18 protein-coding genes are annotated in these 16,760 nt (G+C 42.3%); 8 read left to right on the top strand and 10 right to left on the bottom strand.

The window, feature by feature from the left end; all coding sequences use genetic code 11:
• The first annotated feature begins 608 nt into the window (after positions 1 to 608).
• The gene (locus tag CYLST_RS13375) at positions 609 to 1,505 is read left to right on the top strand and encodes a hypothetical protein (RefSeq protein WP_015208263.1); all 897 of its coding nucleotides are present in this window, start codon (positions 609 to 611) and stop codon (positions 1,503 to 1,505) included.
• A gap of 173 nt (positions 1,506 to 1,678) precedes the next feature.
• On the opposite strand, the gene CYLST_RS13370 is transcribed toward CYLST_RS13375, so the two are convergent.
• The gene (locus CYLST_RS13370) at positions 1,679 to 2,617 is read right to left on the bottom strand and encodes a DMT family transporter (protein WP_015208262.1); all 939 of its coding nucleotides are present in this window, start codon (positions 2,615 to 2,617) and stop codon (positions 1,679 to 1,681) included.
• 220 nt (positions 2,618 to 2,837) lie between these two features.
• Here CYLST_RS13370 and CYLST_RS13365 point away from each other — a divergent pair, with 220 nt between their 5' ends.
• Positions 2,838 to 3,188 carry a hypothetical protein gene (locus CYLST_RS13365; protein ID WP_015208261.1) on the top strand — a complete coding sequence of 117 codons (351 nt, stop codon included), beginning with the start codon at positions 2,838 to 2,840 and terminating at the stop codon, positions 3,186 to 3,188.
• An 81-nt stretch (positions 3,189 to 3,269) separates the two neighbouring features.
• Here CYLST_RS13365 and CYLST_RS13360 read toward each other — a convergent pair whose 3' ends face one another.
• Positions 3,270 to 4,292 carry an ATP-grasp enzyme, D-alanine-D-alanine ligase gene (locus CYLST_RS13360; RefSeq protein ID WP_015208260.1) on the bottom strand — a complete coding sequence of 341 codons (1,023 nt, stop codon included), beginning with the start codon at positions 4,290 to 4,292 and terminating at the stop codon, positions 3,270 to 3,272.
• Between the two features lie 748 nt (positions 4,293 to 5,040).
• Here CYLST_RS13360 and CYLST_RS13355 point away from each other — a divergent pair.
• Both CYLST_RS13355 and CYLST_RS35915 read left to right on the top strand, forming a co-directional pair.
• Entirely contained in the window at positions 5,041 to 5,289 is a 249-nt protein-coding gene (locus CYLST_RS13355) for a hypothetical protein (RefSeq protein WP_015208259.1), read from the top strand.
• A gap of 667 nt (positions 5,290 to 5,956) precedes the next feature.
• The gene (locus CYLST_RS35915; protein WP_085960611.1) at positions 5,957 to 6,160 is read left to right on the top strand and encodes a hypothetical protein; all 204 of its coding nucleotides are present in this window, start codon (positions 5,957 to 5,959) and stop codon (positions 6,158 to 6,160) included.
• A gap of 204 nt (positions 6,161 to 6,364) precedes the next feature.
• Here CYLST_RS35915 and CYLST_RS13345 read toward each other — a convergent pair whose 3' ends face one another.
• The 4 genes from CYLST_RS13345 to acnB form a co-directional block, all read right to left on the bottom strand.
• A complete protein-coding gene (locus CYLST_RS13345; RefSeq protein WP_015208257.1) occupies positions 6,365 to 6,820 on the bottom strand; it encodes a DUF29 domain-containing protein in 456 nt (151 codons plus the stop codon).
• Between the two features lie 78 nt (positions 6,821 to 6,898).
• Positions 6,899 to 7,096: a hypothetical protein gene (locus tag CYLST_RS13340; RefSeq protein WP_015208256.1), complete on the bottom strand. Its 198-nt coding sequence runs from the start codon at positions 7,094 to 7,096 to the stop codon at positions 6,899 to 6,901.
• Positions 7,097 to 7,110: 14 nt separating this feature from the next.
• A complete protein-coding gene (locus CYLST_RS13335) occupies positions 7,111 to 7,359 on the bottom strand; it encodes a type II toxin-antitoxin system RelE family toxin (RefSeq protein ID WP_015208255.1) in 249 nt (82 codons plus the stop codon).
• Positions 7,360 to 7,432: 73 nt separating this feature from the next.
• Entirely contained in the window at positions 7,433 to 10,093 is a 2,661-nt protein-coding gene (gene acnB / locus CYLST_RS13330; RefSeq protein WP_015208254.1) for a bifunctional aconitate hydratase 2/2-methylisocitrate dehydratase, read from the bottom strand.
• A 273-nt stretch (positions 10,094 to 10,366) separates the two neighbouring features.
• Here acnB and CYLST_RS13325 point away from each other — a divergent pair, with 273 nt between their 5' ends.
• The 4 genes from CYLST_RS13325 to CYLST_RS13310 all read left to right on the top strand — a co-directional run bounded on the left by CYLST_RS13325 (position 10,367) and on the right by CYLST_RS13310 (position 12,835).
• Positions 10,367 to 10,687 carry a 2Fe-2S iron-sulfur cluster-binding protein gene (locus tag CYLST_RS13325; protein WP_015208253.1) on the top strand — a complete coding sequence of 107 codons (321 nt, stop codon included), beginning with the start codon at positions 10,367 to 10,369 and terminating at the stop codon, positions 10,685 to 10,687.
• Positions 10,688 to 10,948: 261 nt separating this feature from the next.
• The gene (locus CYLST_RS13320; RefSeq protein WP_015208252.1) at positions 10,949 to 11,131 is read left to right on the top strand and encodes a hypothetical protein; all 183 of its coding nucleotides are present in this window, start codon (positions 10,949 to 10,951) and stop codon (positions 11,129 to 11,131) included.
• Between the two features lie 50 nt (positions 11,132 to 11,181).
• Positions 11,182 to 12,225, top strand: coding sequence for a DUF3326 domain-containing protein (locus tag CYLST_RS13315; RefSeq protein ID WP_041233094.1), 1,044 nt, complete (start codon positions 11,182 to 11,184; stop codon positions 12,223 to 12,225).
• Positions 12,226 to 12,253: 28 nt separating this feature from the next.
• Entirely contained in the window at positions 12,254 to 12,835 is a 582-nt protein-coding gene (locus CYLST_RS13310) for a CPBP family intramembrane glutamic endopeptidase (protein ID WP_015208250.1), read from the top strand.
• Positions 12,836 to 12,945: 110 nt separating this feature from the next.
• Here the strand turns inward: CYLST_RS13310 and fcmC are convergent, their stop codons facing one another.
• The 4 genes from fcmC to CYLST_RS13290 all read right to left on the bottom strand — a co-directional run bounded on the left by fcmC (position 12,946) and on the right by CYLST_RS13290 (position 16,755).
• On the bottom strand, positions 12,946 to 13,437 hold the full coding sequence (gene fcmC / locus CYLST_RS13305; RefSeq protein WP_015208249.1) for a filament morphology membrane protein FcmC: 492 nt from the start codon (positions 13,435 to 13,437) through the stop codon (positions 12,946 to 12,948).
• Between the two features lie 8 nt (positions 13,438 to 13,445).
• Positions 13,446 to 14,591, bottom strand: a complete 1,146-nt coding sequence (fcmB, locus tag CYLST_RS13300) for a filament morphology actin-like protein FcmB (RefSeq protein ID WP_015208248.1) — start codon at positions 14,589 to 14,591, stop codon at positions 13,446 to 13,448.
• Positions 14,592 to 14,867: 276 nt separating this feature from the next.
• On the bottom strand, positions 14,868 to 15,482 hold the full coding sequence (locus CYLST_RS13295; protein ID WP_015208247.1) for a DedA family protein: 615 nt from the start codon (positions 15,480 to 15,482) through the stop codon (positions 14,868 to 14,870).
• A gap of 190 nt (positions 15,483 to 15,672) precedes the next feature.
• Complete coding sequence (locus tag CYLST_RS13290) at positions 15,673 to 16,755, bottom strand: Gfo/Idh/MocA family protein (protein ID WP_015208246.1); 1,083 nt, start codon at positions 16,753 to 16,755, stop codon at positions 15,673 to 15,675.
• Positions 16,756 to 16,760: the final 5 nt, after the last annotated feature.

The following is a 16,760-nucleotide window of genomic DNA, read 5'->3' as shown; positions in this document are numbered from 1 at the left end:
GATTCTCCAAAAATTGCGCCAAGAAACCGTTATGGTTAATTGGACTTCTGGCAAAAGTTTGTTTGTTAAGTTATACCAATTTTAAAAATGATTGCTACATATGTAGGTTGGGTACAGATACGAAACCTAACTATTCAAAATCTTTTAGACGTTGAGTTTCTCTTGGCTCTACTCAACCTACCTATCTGTCGTTTTCTTGATAAAATTGGTATTTTTTTGCACCTTGCTGTCAGAAAAACATTATTTATGTAATAAGTATATTCGAGTAGATTCGCAAATCACTGTAACCTGGCTCCGATAAAAATTTCTTTTCTGGATTAGTTCCTACCATAATATAAACTTTTATTTACCGTCTACGGTTGCCAGTTTTCATAAAAAATATAACTAAAGAAGGATAGTAAACCTTACTAGAGGAAGCTATCTTGACCTGAGGTTCAGTTAATATATAATTGCGTCAATAAAAATCTAAAATTTCTATGCAAACAGCAATAAATGATGGTTAATTAGAATTTTAGATTTGCCAGAAGGGGATAGATTACCGTAGTTCACAGATAGTTCTTGATCTCAAAGCTTACACTTAACCGGAAGAAAATCAAAAACAAAAAATTATGTATACATTGCTGCAAAAAACACAGAACAAAATCTTAAAACAGATTCATACAATCCCATTTGTACGAGATAAAGCTGAAATGGCTTATCAAATTGCAGTTGAAAAACATATTCTAAGTTTACCGGTTCTTTCAACGACTGACATTGATTTAGTCGAGCAAATAAAGCAGGAAGGAGTTGTAATTACTTCGTTAGAAAATTTGGGAATTCCATCAACTCCCCAGTTACTCCAGGCAGCAAAAAACCTGATACCAAAAATCTCACAAAATATTTATATTCAAGAAAATGAATATGTTATTCATGCTAGTTCCCAGCAAATGATTGAATATCCAGATATTTTCTTATGGGGGCTAGAACAACGTTTGCTCAATATTGTGGAAAATTATCTTGGACTACCAGCAGCCTATCATGGTGCATATTTTCGCAGAGACCTCGCCAATAAAGTAGAGAAAGGTTCAAGGTTGTGGCATATAGATAAAGAAGCCCGAAAGCTTCTGAAAATTATAGTTTATTTAAACGATATTAGTGAGGACAAAGGCCCATTTCAATATATTCCCCAGTCTTTAACTTCAAAAATAGCTAACTATCTGAAATATACATCTGGCTATATCACAAACGAAGCCATGCAAAAGCTTACATCTCCAGCAAATTATAAATCATGTACAGGATCTGCTGGCACAGTAATTTTTGCTGGCACTGGTGACATTTTCCACCGGGGCAAGATACCTATCGCAGCAGACAGATTTGCCATCTTTTTTGATTACAGTCCGCGAGTAAAAAATCAGTCATTTTATGGTGCATCTTCCCTGCCACATAATGAATTGCTCTCACTGACAAAAAATCTTTCAGAACAACAAAAGCAGTATATTTTTTGGCAAAAAAATTCTTGGGTTTAGCGGTATAAAATGAGATGGTACGGAGCGCCCGCACGAAGAGCGATTGGCTGTGCACCTTGATCAGGAAATCACCCCTGTAATATAGTTATGTGTGGTAAGAAACAGGAAAAGTTACAGGAAAAAGAGGGGCATCCTAGCCAAGTGCTGTGCGGCACTCAATTCTTGAGTGTCAGCTAGTTTAGATAGAACAATAAACCAATTCCGGCGATCGCAATTATCACTCCAGCGATCGCTCTCCAACTAACTTTTTCACCCATACAGACAGCGATCGGAATCACAAACAGTGGGCTAGTTTGCATCAGTGTGGAAGCAATTCCCGCAGAAGTGAGTTTTATGGCTGTCTGTTGTAGCCAAATTCCTAAGTAAGTTCCACAGAACGCCGCAAAGAAACTAATGAGAATTATCCGCCTTGATTGCCAGTAGGGATAAGAGAAAGCGGCATCTCTGCGGCTAGGAAACCAGGCCCAAACTAAGATAATTACTACGCCTGCGCTTAAACGCAACAAGGCCGCCCACAACGGGGCAATATTTGTATCTACAAATGCTGCACGGGAGAGGATAGATCCTGTGGCATTTGTCATGACTGCTAACAAACCAAATCCGACTCCCTGCCATCGCTGCGTTGCAGAAATATCATTTGCCTCGGTGACTCGTTCCGTCACTACCCAAGCAACTCCCAAAATGGTGAGCAGAATACCACACCAAGCGCTGATGTTTAGCTTTTCCTGGAGAAAAATCATGGCGGCGATCGCTGTGATTGGTGGCGCCAGGGTACCCAAAAGTAAAACGCGCCTTGCCCCCAGCCTATTGATGGCAGCTAAAAAAGCTGTATCCCCCAAGCCAATGCCCACAGCGCCGCTGAGAAGGAGTAAACACACGGGAATGAGGGCAAGGGTGGGCAGGAACTGGCCACTGAGCAAAATAGTGGCTATGAGCAGGGCGATGGCAATTATCCCTTTAATCAAGTTCAGTTGTAGTGGGGGAATCCGTTGCCCCAAAAGACCATAGATCACCGAAGCGATCGCCCACAAACAGGCACTAGACAAAGCTGCTACTTCACCTTTGCCATCGGTGAGTGCAATAATTAAGAAAATATTAAAAATAATATACACTCCTTAATTAATGCCTGAAACTCTTTAATAATACATTAAACAACTGAATAAAAATTAGCACTCTCATCCCGCAAGTGCTAATCTCTGCCTGAAGTTAAAGACCTATGACATCGACGTCAATTCTACTTTGTATATAGGAGAATTCAGTACTATTTCACAAATTATTCTTGGCAAAACCTCAAGCTTCCATACAACTGAATTAATCATTGGGAGGACTGGAATGAAGTACAGTTTTGATATTGTCGGCGTATCTCCAGTTTTGTACTTTTTTCATCACCAACAGCAGAGTTGGCAAGCACCACAGCCCCAAGGCGTGGAATATCTAGGAACGCATATTTGTACACTAGATGCATTTTTAGAGTCTGTAGAATCAGTGACAGCAACCTGGGGTGGTAATCTGGATCAAGTGATGGACACCGTAGTTCAGTTTTGGTTGAATAACTCAGAGAGCGTTAACTATTGGAAAGGACGTTTAAGTGATGCTGGTAAGGATAATTTGCTAGTCGCTAGGGTAGCAGATATCCAGGGTCTACAAGCTGAATTTGAATTCCTTCTAGGTAAACTTTGGTGAAGGTTATCACTTATCTTAAAGGGGTAAGATTGTGCATCAGGTATCAGTTGCTTTTCGCAGCGATACCTGAATATTCATAACTTAGATTTTGGGGGTTACTGGGTTTTCATGCTGAATTCGCTCATTTTCAAGCGCTTTGAGAATTTTGAGATATAAATCTTCTACTCTTTTAATTTGAGTATCCCCACTTGATGCATAGTGAGTTAAGCCAGGAGAGCCGTTGACTTCGATGATCGTATAGTCTAAGATTGGCTCTGTGATAGAACTGGTAATAATATCCACACCTGCTAGTCTCAGCGCCATATCTTTTGTGATATTGATTGCTAATTTTTGAAAGTCAAGATGAATACTCTCAGTTAAATCTACTGCCTCGCCTCCGCTGGATAAATTGGCATTGTCTAAGAGATAGACAATAGTATCTTTGGCAATCACACTATTCAGCGTTAGATTCTGTTTTTGTAATTTCTGATGAATTCGGAAATCCTCAATATTTATATGTGTTTTTCTCCCATTGTTGAGAAATATTTCCTGCTTTTGTTGCAGAAGTTCTAGAATTTTAGATTTACCGTCTCCGGTGATAAATAAGGGAATCCTTTGATAAGCAGCGATAATTTCATCATCTAATACTACAATTCTATAGTCATTACCACTATAGAATCGCTCGACAATTAATCCTGAGTTAATTTGCAAAATCTTCTCAGCTACTTCATAGTATTCTGTCTGATTGTGAACCTTGGCTACTAATATTCCTTGACTGAGATTTAGCGGCTTGACAATTAAAGGAAATCCAAGTTCTTTAGCAAAGCTAAATCCATCATCAATATTCCGCGGATTGGCTATTCTTGCACATATTTTCTCATTAAAAAATGTTTGCCCTTCCGTAACTCTATATCCAAAATGATTGAGGAAAAAGTTGGAATAAGCTTTATCCTTTGCTAACTCCGCTGAACCATAACCATTAATATTTAATTTGCTTCTGTCAAAAAATGCCTTGTTCCCATTTTTAAAAGTAATATGCCCCACTAATTTATATTCGGGTTCTACTACAACTACTGCTCCTATTTGAGGGGCTACTTTTTGAAGAATTGATGTCACTAATGACATTTTGATGATCCGAGTGTAATTTATACGCCAGAATTTTAACGAATTTGCAAAAATTGGTCAAGATGGTATAATATTAAAAAGCTGCACTAGCAAAATATTCTTGTAGCTATCATAAAAATAACTTCAAAAATGAGGGCTAGTACATTTCAAATATCTCAATAAATCTTGAAAATTTTCATGCCTGTAAATCAATCACCCTACTGACTAGTGAAAGGCGCGAATGCCTGTAGTCGGGTTGAGAAAAACTACTTACACATTGGTATACCTGGAGACGACACCAGTTAAACCAGGCTAATCACCTGCCATATCTCCAGCTTTGGCGCTTCTCTGGGTTTTCCCAGATACTTGAATTTGGATCTTGCACCGGGTGATGAAAATCCCACGGTAATCATCTTAAGTCAAGCCACTGCATTGCTTTTATTCTCAAAGTTGTAGCAAGTGGCAAGGGAAAACTACCCATGCAGCAGCACCAGCTAGTTAAACAAAACCCCATCTGGGTTCTAGAACGATTGATTGATTTGTCTTCAGTCCTTGCCCTGCGGGCTTAGTTTGTGTCTCCGTCAACTTTGCGAATAATTTTTGTCTCAGATCTAAATTTTAGCTGACGCTAAGTTGTAGCACTAAGTATTGACAATTCATAAATTATGTAATAACAAGGTGGCATCATCAATTGCAAAGGCGCTAGTGCATCCCCCCCAAAGAGACTCATTAACGCTGTTTACTACAAGTACATACGGATATCATAATCATGCCACAAAATACTGAATACAAAGAACCTAAGTCAGAAAATCAGTTAGATAGTCAGGCGATCGCTTACAAAGCGCGTCTGAATGGTTGGGCTATAGCTCGTGTAGTCCCCAACGCAGAACGAGTGATTGTCGCTCGATTCCGCAGTCGTTCTGATGCTGACGGTTATATGAGACACCTACGTCAAGAGACACCTAATGCTGCCTTTGAGGTGATCTTCGATCATCAACGTGAAGAAGCTGTAATTTAAATTTTCTGGGATATTTAATGGCGCGGAGCGCCTGTTAGCAGTGATCGCCTGATTTTAGGGTGCAGCAATGGCGATTGCGCGGAGCGCAGTGCCAAAGGCGATCGCGTTTGCAAGGGTATTAAGGGTGCAATCTATCGACATTAGAATGCAGTGGCAGCGCGGAGCGTAGTGTGAGAAGCGATCGTACTTGTGAAGGTATTAGAGGTGCGATCATGCTCCGCGCATGTGGAGGGGAAAATAGCTGGAAGGGAAAGAAGAAAATTTATATCCTTCAGTAAAAGCAATACAAGCCATGTATTGCAACTGGTAAAACCTTTTCTATGTAATACTTAAGTATTTGATAATTTAATAAAATAATAAAACTCTTGTGGGGTAGGACGGACAACCTTTGCCAACCTCAAATATATTAGTGGCAGGATTTTAAAATCATAATTCTGTGTAACTTAGGTAAAAATAGTTATTTCTTACTTTTAAGGTTGCGGCCTTTAATATGGTCTTTAATATATAAATGTCAGAAACCTCTCTAAGGCTACGGTAAGTCCCACACTCCTCATAGCCCAGACTGTTCCTATACCTCTTTAGCTGACATATTACTAAATACCTTATAGATAACCTAATCATGCCACAGAATCAGTATTACAGCGATTCTTCGTGAGAAAATAAGGCGATCGCATACAGAGAACGTCTTAATGCTTGGGCGATCGCACGGTTGCTTCCCAATATGCAGCGGCTGATTGTAGCTAGATTCCGCACACGTGCCGATGCTGACGGACATTTACAGCGTTTACGTCAACCGATTCCTGATGCTTCTTTTGTGGTGGTGTTTGACTTTTTCCTTCAACAAATAAAAATTCGTGTAATTCATCTATAGATATGGGATATTTATAAATATCACTTTCAGACTCATAGACTATTTCAAAAGATGCAATAGCTTCCTTTAGTTTATTAACTGCCTCCTCTTGAGTATTTCCCTGTGCAACAATGCCATTTTCTAAACATAAAGCTAACCAATAGCCAGAACTCTGTCTGAGGACAACTGTGTAAAAGTTCATTGTTTTTTACCTGTTGATAATATTTAATTATTTAAAAAGTAATTGTTAAGCACTTCTTCTAAGCTAAAAGGAGATTCATTAGGAAAGAAATTTAATTTAATACCTGTTTCATCAGATGCTTTCAGACGAGCTTTTTGATAACAATCTGCAAATACTTCTGTAAGTAGAGGTTGCAAACTGGGACTATCTTCTAATAATATTTCAATACAGATGCGTTGTTCAGTAATGGTACTGCGCCAACTTTCACTACGTTTTTCTGGTTGGTATTGCCATTTAAGCAAGTGCATTAATAGGATTATTAAACGGCTTCTTAATTCCCGTTTTTCACTTTTACCCATGCTTTCAATTTCTTCAATTAGATTAGGTACATCTATTTCATTAAATTTATTATCTTTTAACTGCTGGGCAATAGTTTGTGTCCACAAGTAAAAGTCTTGATTATACAGATTTTTGTTATAAATAAAAGATTGGCTAGCCATTAATATTCCTCACTAATTGAGTTATGTTATTAGATAACTGCTCCTAGCTAGTTATAGTGGGTTAACTTGCCCATATCATCAAGTTATTAACATTTCTTTTACTTCGGCTAAAGATACTGAAGGACTATCTTTCTCTTCTTCTTTAGCTTCCCTTAAATCTCTTAAATCTTCTAAATCTTCAAGCAATTCCTTAATCTTCAAAAACTCCTCGTAAGGCAAAACAGCAAATTCCTTTTGACCATTTTTTGTTAAAAATTCAGGATGTAGTTCAATCATTTATTAATCTCCTTTTATTCATAAGCTTTGCTACGATGTTTAATCACGTAAATGATTATAGTTTGTTCCTCTAATTCAAACAAAACTCGATAATCACCAACTCTTAGACGATATTCTGGAGTAAAGTTAGTTAAGCGTTTTACGTCTCCCTGTAAATCATCTTGCATTGCTTCAATTTTAGTAATAATGCGTTGTCTAACATTGACAGTAAGTTGTGCTAAATCTTTAATGGCTTTGGGCTTAAATTCTATTTGGTACTGCACATAATTTAACCTATTTAAATGGATTCAGGTGAGCCAAAAAGACTCACCCTACCATCATACTAATTAACCCCGACTACTTCACCGCAGCCGGCATACCCAAAATCTCCTCAATTCTGGGCATTTCTTCCAACGGAATTACCCGCCCTTCATCCTCAAAACCGGCGATTTGATCAAAGTTCAAATACCGATACAAATTATCAGCAAAAGGTTGAATCTTCTTCGCCACAATCTCCAAATATTCCTCCACTGTGGGAATGCGTCCCAATAGCGCACAAACTGCTGCTAATTCAGCCGAACCTAGATAGACTCGTGCATCTTTACCCATGCGGTTATTGAAATTGCGGGTAGAGGTAGAAAATACCGTTGTGCCATCAGCAACTCGTGCCTGATTTCCCATGCACAAACTACATCCGGGCATTTCTGTTCTCGCACCGGCAGCACCAAAAACGCTATAGACACCTTCCTCTTTTAATTGGTGTTCATCCATGCGGGTTGGTGGTGCTATCCACAAGCGAGTTTTTACTTCACCCGCACCTTCCAAAACCTTCGCAGTTGCCCGATAATGTCCGATGTTTGTCATGCAAGAACCGACAAATACTTCTTGCACAGGATCATTAGCAACTTCCGATAATAATTTAACATTATCCGGGTCATTGGGAGCAGCGACAATTGGTTCTTTGATTTCGTTCAAATCAATTTCAATTATTTCTGCATATTCGGCATCGGTATCACCTGCTAACAACACGGGATTTGCTAACCATTCTTCCATTTTCGCTATGCGACGGAGAAGGGTACGCTCATCGTGATAGCCCCGTGCTATCATATTTGTCAACAGTGCTACATTAGAACGCAGATATTCGGCAACTGTCTCTTCACTCAGTTTAATTGTGCAGCCGGCGCAAGAACGTTCTGCGGAAGCATCTGTCAATTCAAAGGCTTGTTCCACTTTCAAATCGGGCAAACCTTCAATTTCCAAAATCTTGCCAGAGAAGACATTTTTCTTATTCTGCTTCTCTACTGTCAATAAACCTTTTTGCATTGCTACATAAGGAATTGCATTGACGATATCCCGCAAAGTAATTCCTGGTTGCAATTCTCCTTTGAATCTTACCAAAACTGATTCTGGCATATCCAAGGGCATTACACCCAAAGCACCAGCAAAGGCGACTAACCCAGAACCGGCGGGGAAGGAAATTCCTAAGGGGAAGCGGGTGTGTGAGTCGCCACCTGTTCCCACGGTGTCGGGTAGCAGCATCCGGTTTAACCAAGAGTGAATAATTCCATCTCCAGGACGCAAGGCGACACCGCCACGGGAGGCGAAAAAGTCGGGTAAGTCGTGATGGGTTTTGATGTCTACTGGTTTGGGATAGGCTGCGGTGTGACAGAAACTTTGGATAACTAAGTCTGCACTAAAACCGAGACAGGCGAGTTCTTTTAGTTCGTCGCGGGTCATGGGGCCTGTGGTATCTTGGGAACCAACGGTTGTCATGATGGGTTCGCAAGATGTGCCAGGACGGACACCGGGTAAACCGCAAGCTTTCCCTACCATTTTCTGTGCTAGGGTGTAGCCTTTGCCAGAGTCAGCAGGTGCTTGGGGACGAATGAAGACGGTACTGGGTGGTAAACCTAATGCTTGGCGGGTTTTGTCGGTGAGGGTACGGCCGATAAGTAAAGGGATGCGTCCACCAGCGCGAACTTCGTCAAAGATGGTTTCGGGTTTGAGGGTGAAGGTGGAAACGACTTCGCCGGCTTCGTTGGTGATTTCGCCTTTGTAGGGATGAATGGTGATGACATCGCCGGTTTCTAGTTTGGTGACATCGCACTGAATGGGTAATGCGCCGGCATCTTCGGCTGTGTTAAAGAAAATTGGGGCGATCGCACTTCCTAAAATATATCCCCCAGCGCGTTTGTTGGGCACAAAAGGAATATCATTTCCCAAATGCCACAATACAGAGTTAATGGCAGATTTCCGCGAGGAACCTGTACCCACCACATCGCCAACATAAGCGACGGGATGCCCTTTTTTCTTTAACTCAGCTATGGTTTCCAAGCTTCCCGGTTGGCGCGACTCTAGCATCACCAAGGCGTGTAAGGGTATATCTGGACGGGTGGTGGCGCTTTGGGCGGGGGATAAGTCGTCGGTATTGGTTTCACCTGGGACTTTGAAAACAGTGACGGTGATAGCTTCGGGTAATGTGGGACGAATGGTGAACCACTCAGCTTCAGCCCAAGAGTCAATTACCTGCTTGGCTAAGGGGTTGGTTTTCGATAACTCCAAAACATCATGGTAGGCATCGTAAACCAACAGGATTTTGCTTAAAGCGGTGGCTGCATAAGCTGCTATTGGTTCCTTTCCTTGTCCCCCCATGACTAGAGGTGTTTCGGAAGAGTCGGATACAGATACGGTGGGTAATTGCAACAAGTCGATTAATGATTGCACGTTATAGCCACCTACCATTGTCCCCAGCAATTCTACTGCTTCTATAGGTGAAACTAAGGGACTGGTGATTTCTTCTTTGGCAATGGCGGTGAGGAACCCGGCTTTAACGTAAGCTGCTGCATCGACACCGGGCGGAATGCGATCGCGCAATAATTGTAATAATACTTCTTCTTCACCCTTTGGCGGATTTTTCAGCAATTCGCATAATGCTGATGTTTGCTTTGCATCTAGCGGTAAAGGGGGAATTCCTAGTGCTGCCCTTTCCACAACGTGTTGACGGTATGATTCCAACATTCTACACTCCAAGATATTTAGCCAAACACTCGTTAAGTATTTATAATCTACTTCCCCAGTTTTAGGAAAATTCAACCTCATTAGTCGTTGCAGGGAGAATTAACAGGAAGTGAGCCTCCTTACTTTATTTTTTTGTCTGGCCAGGACTTATAATTATCACTGTATAGCGACTTTTGCCGATAAAGCTATTTGAAAATAATTCCTTTGTTTGTTGCGTACCTATTTATCAGATAAAATAATTGACTTGTCCGTTGTCACCCGTTGCTTTTGTATATGTCCAAAACTTACACCGTAGAAATTAACCACCAAGGCACAATTCATACTTTACAAGTGCCCGAAAACGAAACTATTTTATCAGTTGCTCAATCTTCTGGTTTGGACTTGCCAACTTCCTGCGGTGCTGGTGTTTGCACAACTTGCGCCGGTCAACTTAGCGAGGGAACTGTAGATCAAACTGACGGTATGGGTGTTAGTCCAGAACTGCAAAAAAAAGGCTATGTGCTGCTTTGTATTGCCAAACCCCTTTCTGATTTGAAACTAGAGACAGAAAAGGAAGATATACTTTATGATTTGCAATTTGGTAAAGGCAAATAAACTGGGATCAGGATTTAGAGGATTAGAGGATTAACAGGATTAATTTGAGAATGATCAATATTAATCATCATCATCTTTAAATCCTGATTGGGAAAAAGGTAATGGGCAAAAAAGATTACATTAAAGATTCATTACCAAACCTCATCGATTACGTATTTCTCTGCGTCCTCTGCGTCCTCTGCGGTTCGTTTCCAGTCCATATTCCCAAACCTCAGCAGATAGCTGTATTCTAGAAATCACAAAACAACAGGATTTACCCCTATGACCACCCATTTTATTACCGCAGAAATCGACCTTCAAGAAACCCCCACAGAGTTACAAACAGCAATTGAAGCCGAGTTGAAAAAACAGGGTGAACCGCTACGTTGGGCAATTACTTCTGTAGATGAACAACAGCAAAAGGCTACAGTAGAAGCTGTTGTGACTACAGCCAGTGCTGATTAATGAGTGTTGAGTGCTGAGTAATTATCAGTACTCACAAATGACAACTGATGATGCAACGTCCTTACACTGCTATTTTAATTGTTCCTACAGGCATTGGCGCAGCGATTGGGGGTTATGCCGGAGATGCAATACCAGTTGCTAAAGTTCTAGCACAAGTTTGCGATCGCCTGATCACTCACCCCAACGTCCTCAACGGCGCCAGTTTGTACTGGAATCTCCCCAACACTTTCTACGTTGAAGGTTATGGACTTGACAAATTTGCCGCTGGATGCTGGGGTTTGCGTCCCGTCCACAGTAATAAAATAGGTTTGCTTTTAGACCGGGGTATTGAGCCAGAATTACGGCTGCGACACCTGCAAGCCGCAGATGCAGCCAGAGCCACTTTAGGATTAACCATTACAGATCATGTCATCACTGACGCACCCTTAAACGTTGAATTGCGTATTTCCCCATCAGGTACGAGTTGGGGGACGATTGGCAACCCAGACAGCTTGTTACGGGCGGCTGAGAAACTGATTAAAATGGGAGCAAATGCGATCGCCGTTGTTGCTCGGTTTCCTGATAATCTTGATCAAGAGGCAGAACAAAACTACCGCCACGGAAAAGGTGTAGATCCCCTAGCAGGTGCAGAAGCAGTAATTAGCCATTTAGTAGTGCGAACCTTTCAAATACCTTGCGCCCATTCTCCAGCCCTAGGGACTGCACCCCCAGATCCTGATTTATCTCCCCGTTCCGCCGCCGAAGAATTGGGCTATACTTTCTTACCAAGTGTACTGGTAGGCTTGAGTCGCGCCCCACAATTTATTGTAGAGAGGGAATTAAGCAATTCTCTACAAGAAGATATCTGGGCAAATCAAGTTGATGCCATTATCATACCCGCAACAGCTTGTGGTAGTAGCGCCTTACTGAGTTTAAACCAAAGGCTGTGTCAAATAATTACAGTGGCAGAAAATAAAACACTCATTCAAGTTTCTTCCCCAGCGTTGGGGATCAAATCCATACAGGTAAACTCATATTTAGAAGCAGTAGGTGTATTGGTGGCACATAAAGCAGGTATCAATCTATCTGCCATCAGTCCACAATTAAGTTATTAGTCAATTATTCTTCTATCCCTAAACTCCTGTGGTTGAACAACAAAAGCAAGAGCCAGAAATTCCCTACTTGACACGCACCCAAGTGCTTGTAGCGATGGGAGTGACTGCAATCATTTTGTGGATAGCAGCCAAGCTTTGGTTAAGCTTTGGTAACTTATCCCTCTTTTCCTGGAACTGGCAAGGAAGGGATTTACTCTTGGGGGTGGGATTGGGTTTATTCATCACCGCTTTGAGTGGTTTAGCTTATCGCTTTTCCCCTCCCTACCGTAAAAGTGCAGATTATTACCTAGAAATAGTGCTCAAGCCTTTAGCAATGCCCGACTTAATTTGGCTGGGGCTGCTACCGGGGTTGAGTGAAGAATTATTATTTCGGGGTGTGATGCTGCCAGCTTTAGGTTTGGATCATGTAGCTGTGATCGTGTCGAGTCTTTGCTTTGGCATCTTGCACCTCAGCGGTCCCGAACAATGGCCTTATGTGATTTGGGCAACCATTATCGGTATCATCCTGGGGTATAGCGCTTTATTAAGCGGTAACTTATTAGTACCAATTGTCGCCCACATGCTGACGAATTTGATTTCTAGCTATTTGTGGAAAATTCAGCGGTTATAGGAGAATAACCCAAAAAATCCCTCAACAATATGAATGGATTCGCGGATTCTACTGGGGTATTTGTAGAAACCCACCCCTACTTTGTTGAGGGGTGGGTAGTTCATTTGTTCTTAAAAATCATCAAGAAACTGACTAAGGCGACTGATTACAGGGTCAACCTCTTGAGGAGGGGAAGCAGGAGTATAAGCAGGATGATTTACTACTTCTACCGTTGGTGCTGATGGGTTTGGAGACTGAAAGAATGGTCGCTCATTCAGCATGATCGCCAGTTGTGCCACTTGTTGAGTAAGTTGTAACAGCTGGTTTTCCATTACCTCCAAACGATTTGATTCCTTAGCAAAAAAACGTTCCTCAAGTCCAGCCAATTGACGTTGCAGATCGCCGATTTGTTGTTCAATCGAAGCGATCACTGCTGTATTCAGACTAGGTCGTGCAGATTCCGGTACACATAAAGCTTGCCACAACGACTCTTTACAGAGGTCGCTGAAAGTCTTGTCAGGCTGTGTCTCCAAATGGCTTTCCACTTGCGCCAACAAGCTTTCATCAGCAATCTCTGGGTTGAACGTAACGGATTTAACTACCTTTTTTGACCATTGGAACATCAGTTTTATTACCTAGCAGCGCGAACAGCGGATAATTGCGCCTCTCCATAAATATACTGCCCCAGAGCGTTAGCCTGCCGAGAGGGTGCAGCCAAATAAGCATTAATTTTGGCTTCCTTAAGCAGACGTTGAACATCTTCCCAGAAGAACTCACCACCCCCGCCAGTGAGAATTACATCAGTGACGCGCTCTGGCAACCAGGCTAACACACGGCTACAAATATCACGAGAAAACATCTCAATGAGATTAGGAAGAAAATCATCTAAGTTAGCGGGCTTGCTGGCGCCTTTGGGACGGTAGAAACGTTCGCCTTTAGGTTTGTTAACAGCAGAAATCAGCGCTAGAGATTGACTATCAGCTCCCTCAATTTCAGCGGCTACCATTTCATAAAATTTGTTCATCCCGAATTCTTCACTCTTAGAAGCGCCTCGGGCAAAGCGGAAGTTATCAACCATCAGAAAATCGATGGTTTGATGGCCAATATCGACAATCGCCACCGATATTTTCGTAAAATCGGGAACTGTCGCTCCTTTATTAGGTTGAGCCTCAGACCACAGCAAACTGCCGTAACCTTCTGGCATTACCCAAACCTTAGTTATGTTAAGTGATAAAGATTCGCCACGGAAATTTAACACATGGGGCCCAGTTACCAAGCTGGTCAACTGAGCTTTTTCTTTTTCAAATTGCTCTAAAGAAAGGAACGGCAGACCCAGTACGACTGCAATTTCGTCTTTGAGTTTGAAGTAGCCAGCACTTGCCAAAACTTTTACCAGTGCATCCTCTACCTTAGATTGGCCGACTCCTAGATTCGCGCCAAAGTCAGCTGCCAACTGACCAACAGCGTATCCACTACCTTGGTACTCTAGCCATAAATCCATTAAAGGGTCAGTAGCGCGGGATTCAAAAACGCCCCCGCGAACTTGTTCTATAGACATTTGTTTGACGTTGGCAGGTACAAACGCCACATTGTTTGGTTCGCGACTAACACAAGTCTTGGTGGAAGTTCTGCCTAAATCCACACTGAGAATGGTTTTTCCGCCGGGAACGTTGTTCGGCTTATTAACCGCCGCATTCATCGGGGTGGATGCCGATACTCTATTCATTGGTATAGATGCGGCATTCATTGGGGTGGCAGCAGTTGGTTGGTCTGTCATGAAAGCTCCTAGTCTTAGCTTAACTGTAAAAAGTTATCATGCTCATCTTACAAAAATGCGAGCTACGAGAAATTATAGGTTGCGTCAAGTGTAGCTAGAAATACGCCAAAATTTACTTCAGGCGATACCTTCTCTACGAGACGCTATTGGTTAGCGTAGCCAGTCCGCAGAACTGATGGTGGGCTTTGCCAACGCGAGGAAGGCGATGATTTGGCATAGTGTAGGCGAATATCGCACAGATGTAACGCCCTATTTCCCACCAAAAGCAGCGGTTTTTCATCTTCTAGTGCCTTGGCGCTGGCGCTTTAGTACCCAGACAACAAATAACAGAACTATACTCAAAAGCACAATTTTGGATACAACGGTAATGTACTTGTCCACAAGTGCATACTGACTACCCAACAAGTACCCTGAGAATGTTAACAAACCCACCCAAGCCGCACTACCTAGGGTTGTGTAAAATAGGAAAGGCAGCAAGGGCATATTGCTAATACCCGCAGGAACGGAAATTAAGGTGCGGACTCCCGGCACAAGGCGGCCAATTAACACTGCTTTGTTGCCTTGAGAGTCAAACCAGCGTTTCGCCTTAGCGATATCTTTGCTGGATACAGTCAGCCACTTGCCGTACTTGTCAGCCAAGGTTTTCAAGCGCTGTTCTCCCAAAAACTTACCAGGATAGTACCAGATAAGTGCGCCTAGTACAGAACCCAAAAGTCCGGCAAAAAACACGCCAATGATATTGAGATTGTCTGGCGTTGTCCTGGCTGTGAATCCCGCCAGCGGCATAATCAATTCTGAAGGGATGGGGGGAAAGAGGTTTTCTAAGAACATCAGCAGGGCAATTCCCCAATAGCCCAGGGAGTTAATGGTGTTAGTTATCCATTCAAGCATCGATTCAATTTTGGATTTTGGATTTTAGATTTTTAATTGGGAGAAAGAAGTTCCCATTCCCCATGCCCCTTATCCCCACTCCGTGGGGTAAACGAATTCCCCAGTACCTAGTTCCCAGTAAAGAGTCCCATTTTTAGTCAAAAGTTAAAAGGCAAAAGAATTTTCGACTTTTGCCTGGTTGGCTTTTCTTCTATAAAGTTGGGGATAAGGATTGCACTCTCTGTTCTGATTGCCAGTCTAATGGGTTCCAAACCCGATCTTCCAGAGCCATCTGCTCAATTAAACTTGCCAATCTTAGAGCTTTAAGAGCTTGTTCACCACCAACTGAAGGTTGATTACCACCGTGTACGCAGTTGACAAAATGTTCTAATTCTGCGCTCAGGGGTTGAATGTTACTGGTATAAACTTTCTCAATTAAACCATCTTGCCTGTAAAGCACTTGTCGATGGTCTGTGATTGGGTTGGCAGATGTTTGCCGATGAATCAAAATTTCATTCTTGAGGAAATCTGCTTCAGTGAATGAGTTTTTACAATGGGCAACAATGCGGCGAATTTTGCGATGAGTGACTTTGCTGGCCGTCAGAGTAGCGACAATGCCATTGGCAAACCCTAAGGTGGCAGTCACATAATCTAAATAACCAGAGTCTAGGGAACGAGTACCGCTAGCAGTCAACTTCACCACTGGGGAGGCGGCTAATTCTATAAGTAGGTCAATATCGTGGATCATTAAATCTAGCACCACCGAGACATCATTCGCTCGAGCCGAATAAGGACTCATCCGGTGAGCTTCTAGCGCCAGTACTTCCTCAGTTTTCAGCACTTGGCTCAGTTCTCTAAAAGCCGGATTGAAGCGCTCAATGTGACCTACTTGCAGGATACATTGAGACTCAGCTGCCGCATTTACTAAGGATTCAGCCTCAGAAATACTGGCGGCGATCGGCTTTTCAATCAAAACATGAATTCCGGCTAAAAGGCAGTTCATGCCAACGGCATAATGTAGGCGGGTGGGTACAGCGACACAAACTGCTTCCACATGGGGTAGCAGGTCGCTGTAATCTTCAAAAAAACGTACCTTGTATTTGCTGGCGGTTTCCAACCCACGCTCAACATTAATATCTGATACGCCGACCAGTTCAACATCTTTCATTGAACTCAGTACGCGGGTGTGATGTTGTCCCATGTTCCCCACTCCAATCACGCCTATGCGGATTGGTCGTGGCTGGTTGCGCTGTGTATATGAATTTGGTTCTGCCACTGACATGCTATCTTGCACTATTA

Source organism: Cylindrospermum stagnale PCC 7417 (assembly GCF_000317535.1).
GTDB classification, from domain to species: Bacteria; Cyanobacteriota; Cyanobacteriia; order Cyanobacteriales; family Nostocaceae; genus Cylindrospermum; species Cylindrospermum stagnale.
The sequence above is the reverse complement of the archived record's forward strand: the minus strand, read 5'-3'. Positions and strand labels throughout refer to the sequence as shown.

Bases quoted from the DNA above. Each gene is read 5' to 3' on its own strand.
- CYLST_RS13315 (WP_041233094.1), top strand. From the start codon at position 11,182: ATGCAACGTCCTTACACTGCTATTTTAATTGTTCCTACAGGCATTGGC.
- CYLST_RS13325 (WP_015208253.1), top strand. From the start codon at position 10,367: ATGTCCAAAACTTACACCGTAGAAATTAACCACCAAGGCACAATTCAT.
- CYLST_RS13345 (WP_015208257.1), bottom strand. From the start codon at position 6,820: ATGGCTAGCCAATCTTTTATTTATAACAAAAATCTGTATAATCAAGAC.
- CYLST_RS13365 (WP_015208261.1), top strand. From the start codon at position 2,838: ATGAAGTACAGTTTTGATATTGTCGGCGTATCTCCAGTTTTGTACTTT.
- fcmC (WP_015208249.1), bottom strand. From the start codon at position 13,437: ATGTTCCAATGGTCAAAAAAGGTAGTTAAATCCGTTACGTTCAACCCA.
- fcmB (WP_015208248.1), bottom strand. From the start codon at position 14,591: ATGACAGACCAACCAACTGCTGCCACCCCAATGAATGCCGCATCTATA.
- CYLST_RS13375 (WP_015208263.1), top strand. From the start codon at position 609: ATGTATACATTGCTGCAAAAAACACAGAACAAAATCTTAAAACAGATT.
- CYLST_RS13320 (WP_015208252.1), top strand. From the start codon at position 10,949: ATGACCACCCATTTTATTACCGCAGAAATCGACCTTCAAGAAACCCCC.
- CYLST_RS13295 (WP_015208247.1), bottom strand. From the start codon at position 15,482: ATGCTTGAATGGATAACTAACACCATTAACTCCCTGGGCTATTGGGGA.
- acnB (WP_015208254.1), bottom strand. From the start codon at position 10,093: ATGTTGGAATCATACCGTCAACACGTTGTGGAAAGGGCAGCACTAGGA.
- CYLST_RS13355 (WP_015208259.1), top strand. From the start codon at position 5,041: ATGCCACAAAATACTGAATACAAAGAACCTAAGTCAGAAAATCAGTTA.
- CYLST_RS13360 (WP_015208260.1), bottom strand. From the start codon at position 4,292: ATGTCATTAGTGACATCAATTCTTCAAAAAGTAGCCCCTCAAATAGGA.
- CYLST_RS13340 (WP_015208256.1), bottom strand. From the start codon at position 7,096: ATGATTGAACTACATCCTGAATTTTTAACAAAAAATGGTCAAAAGGAA.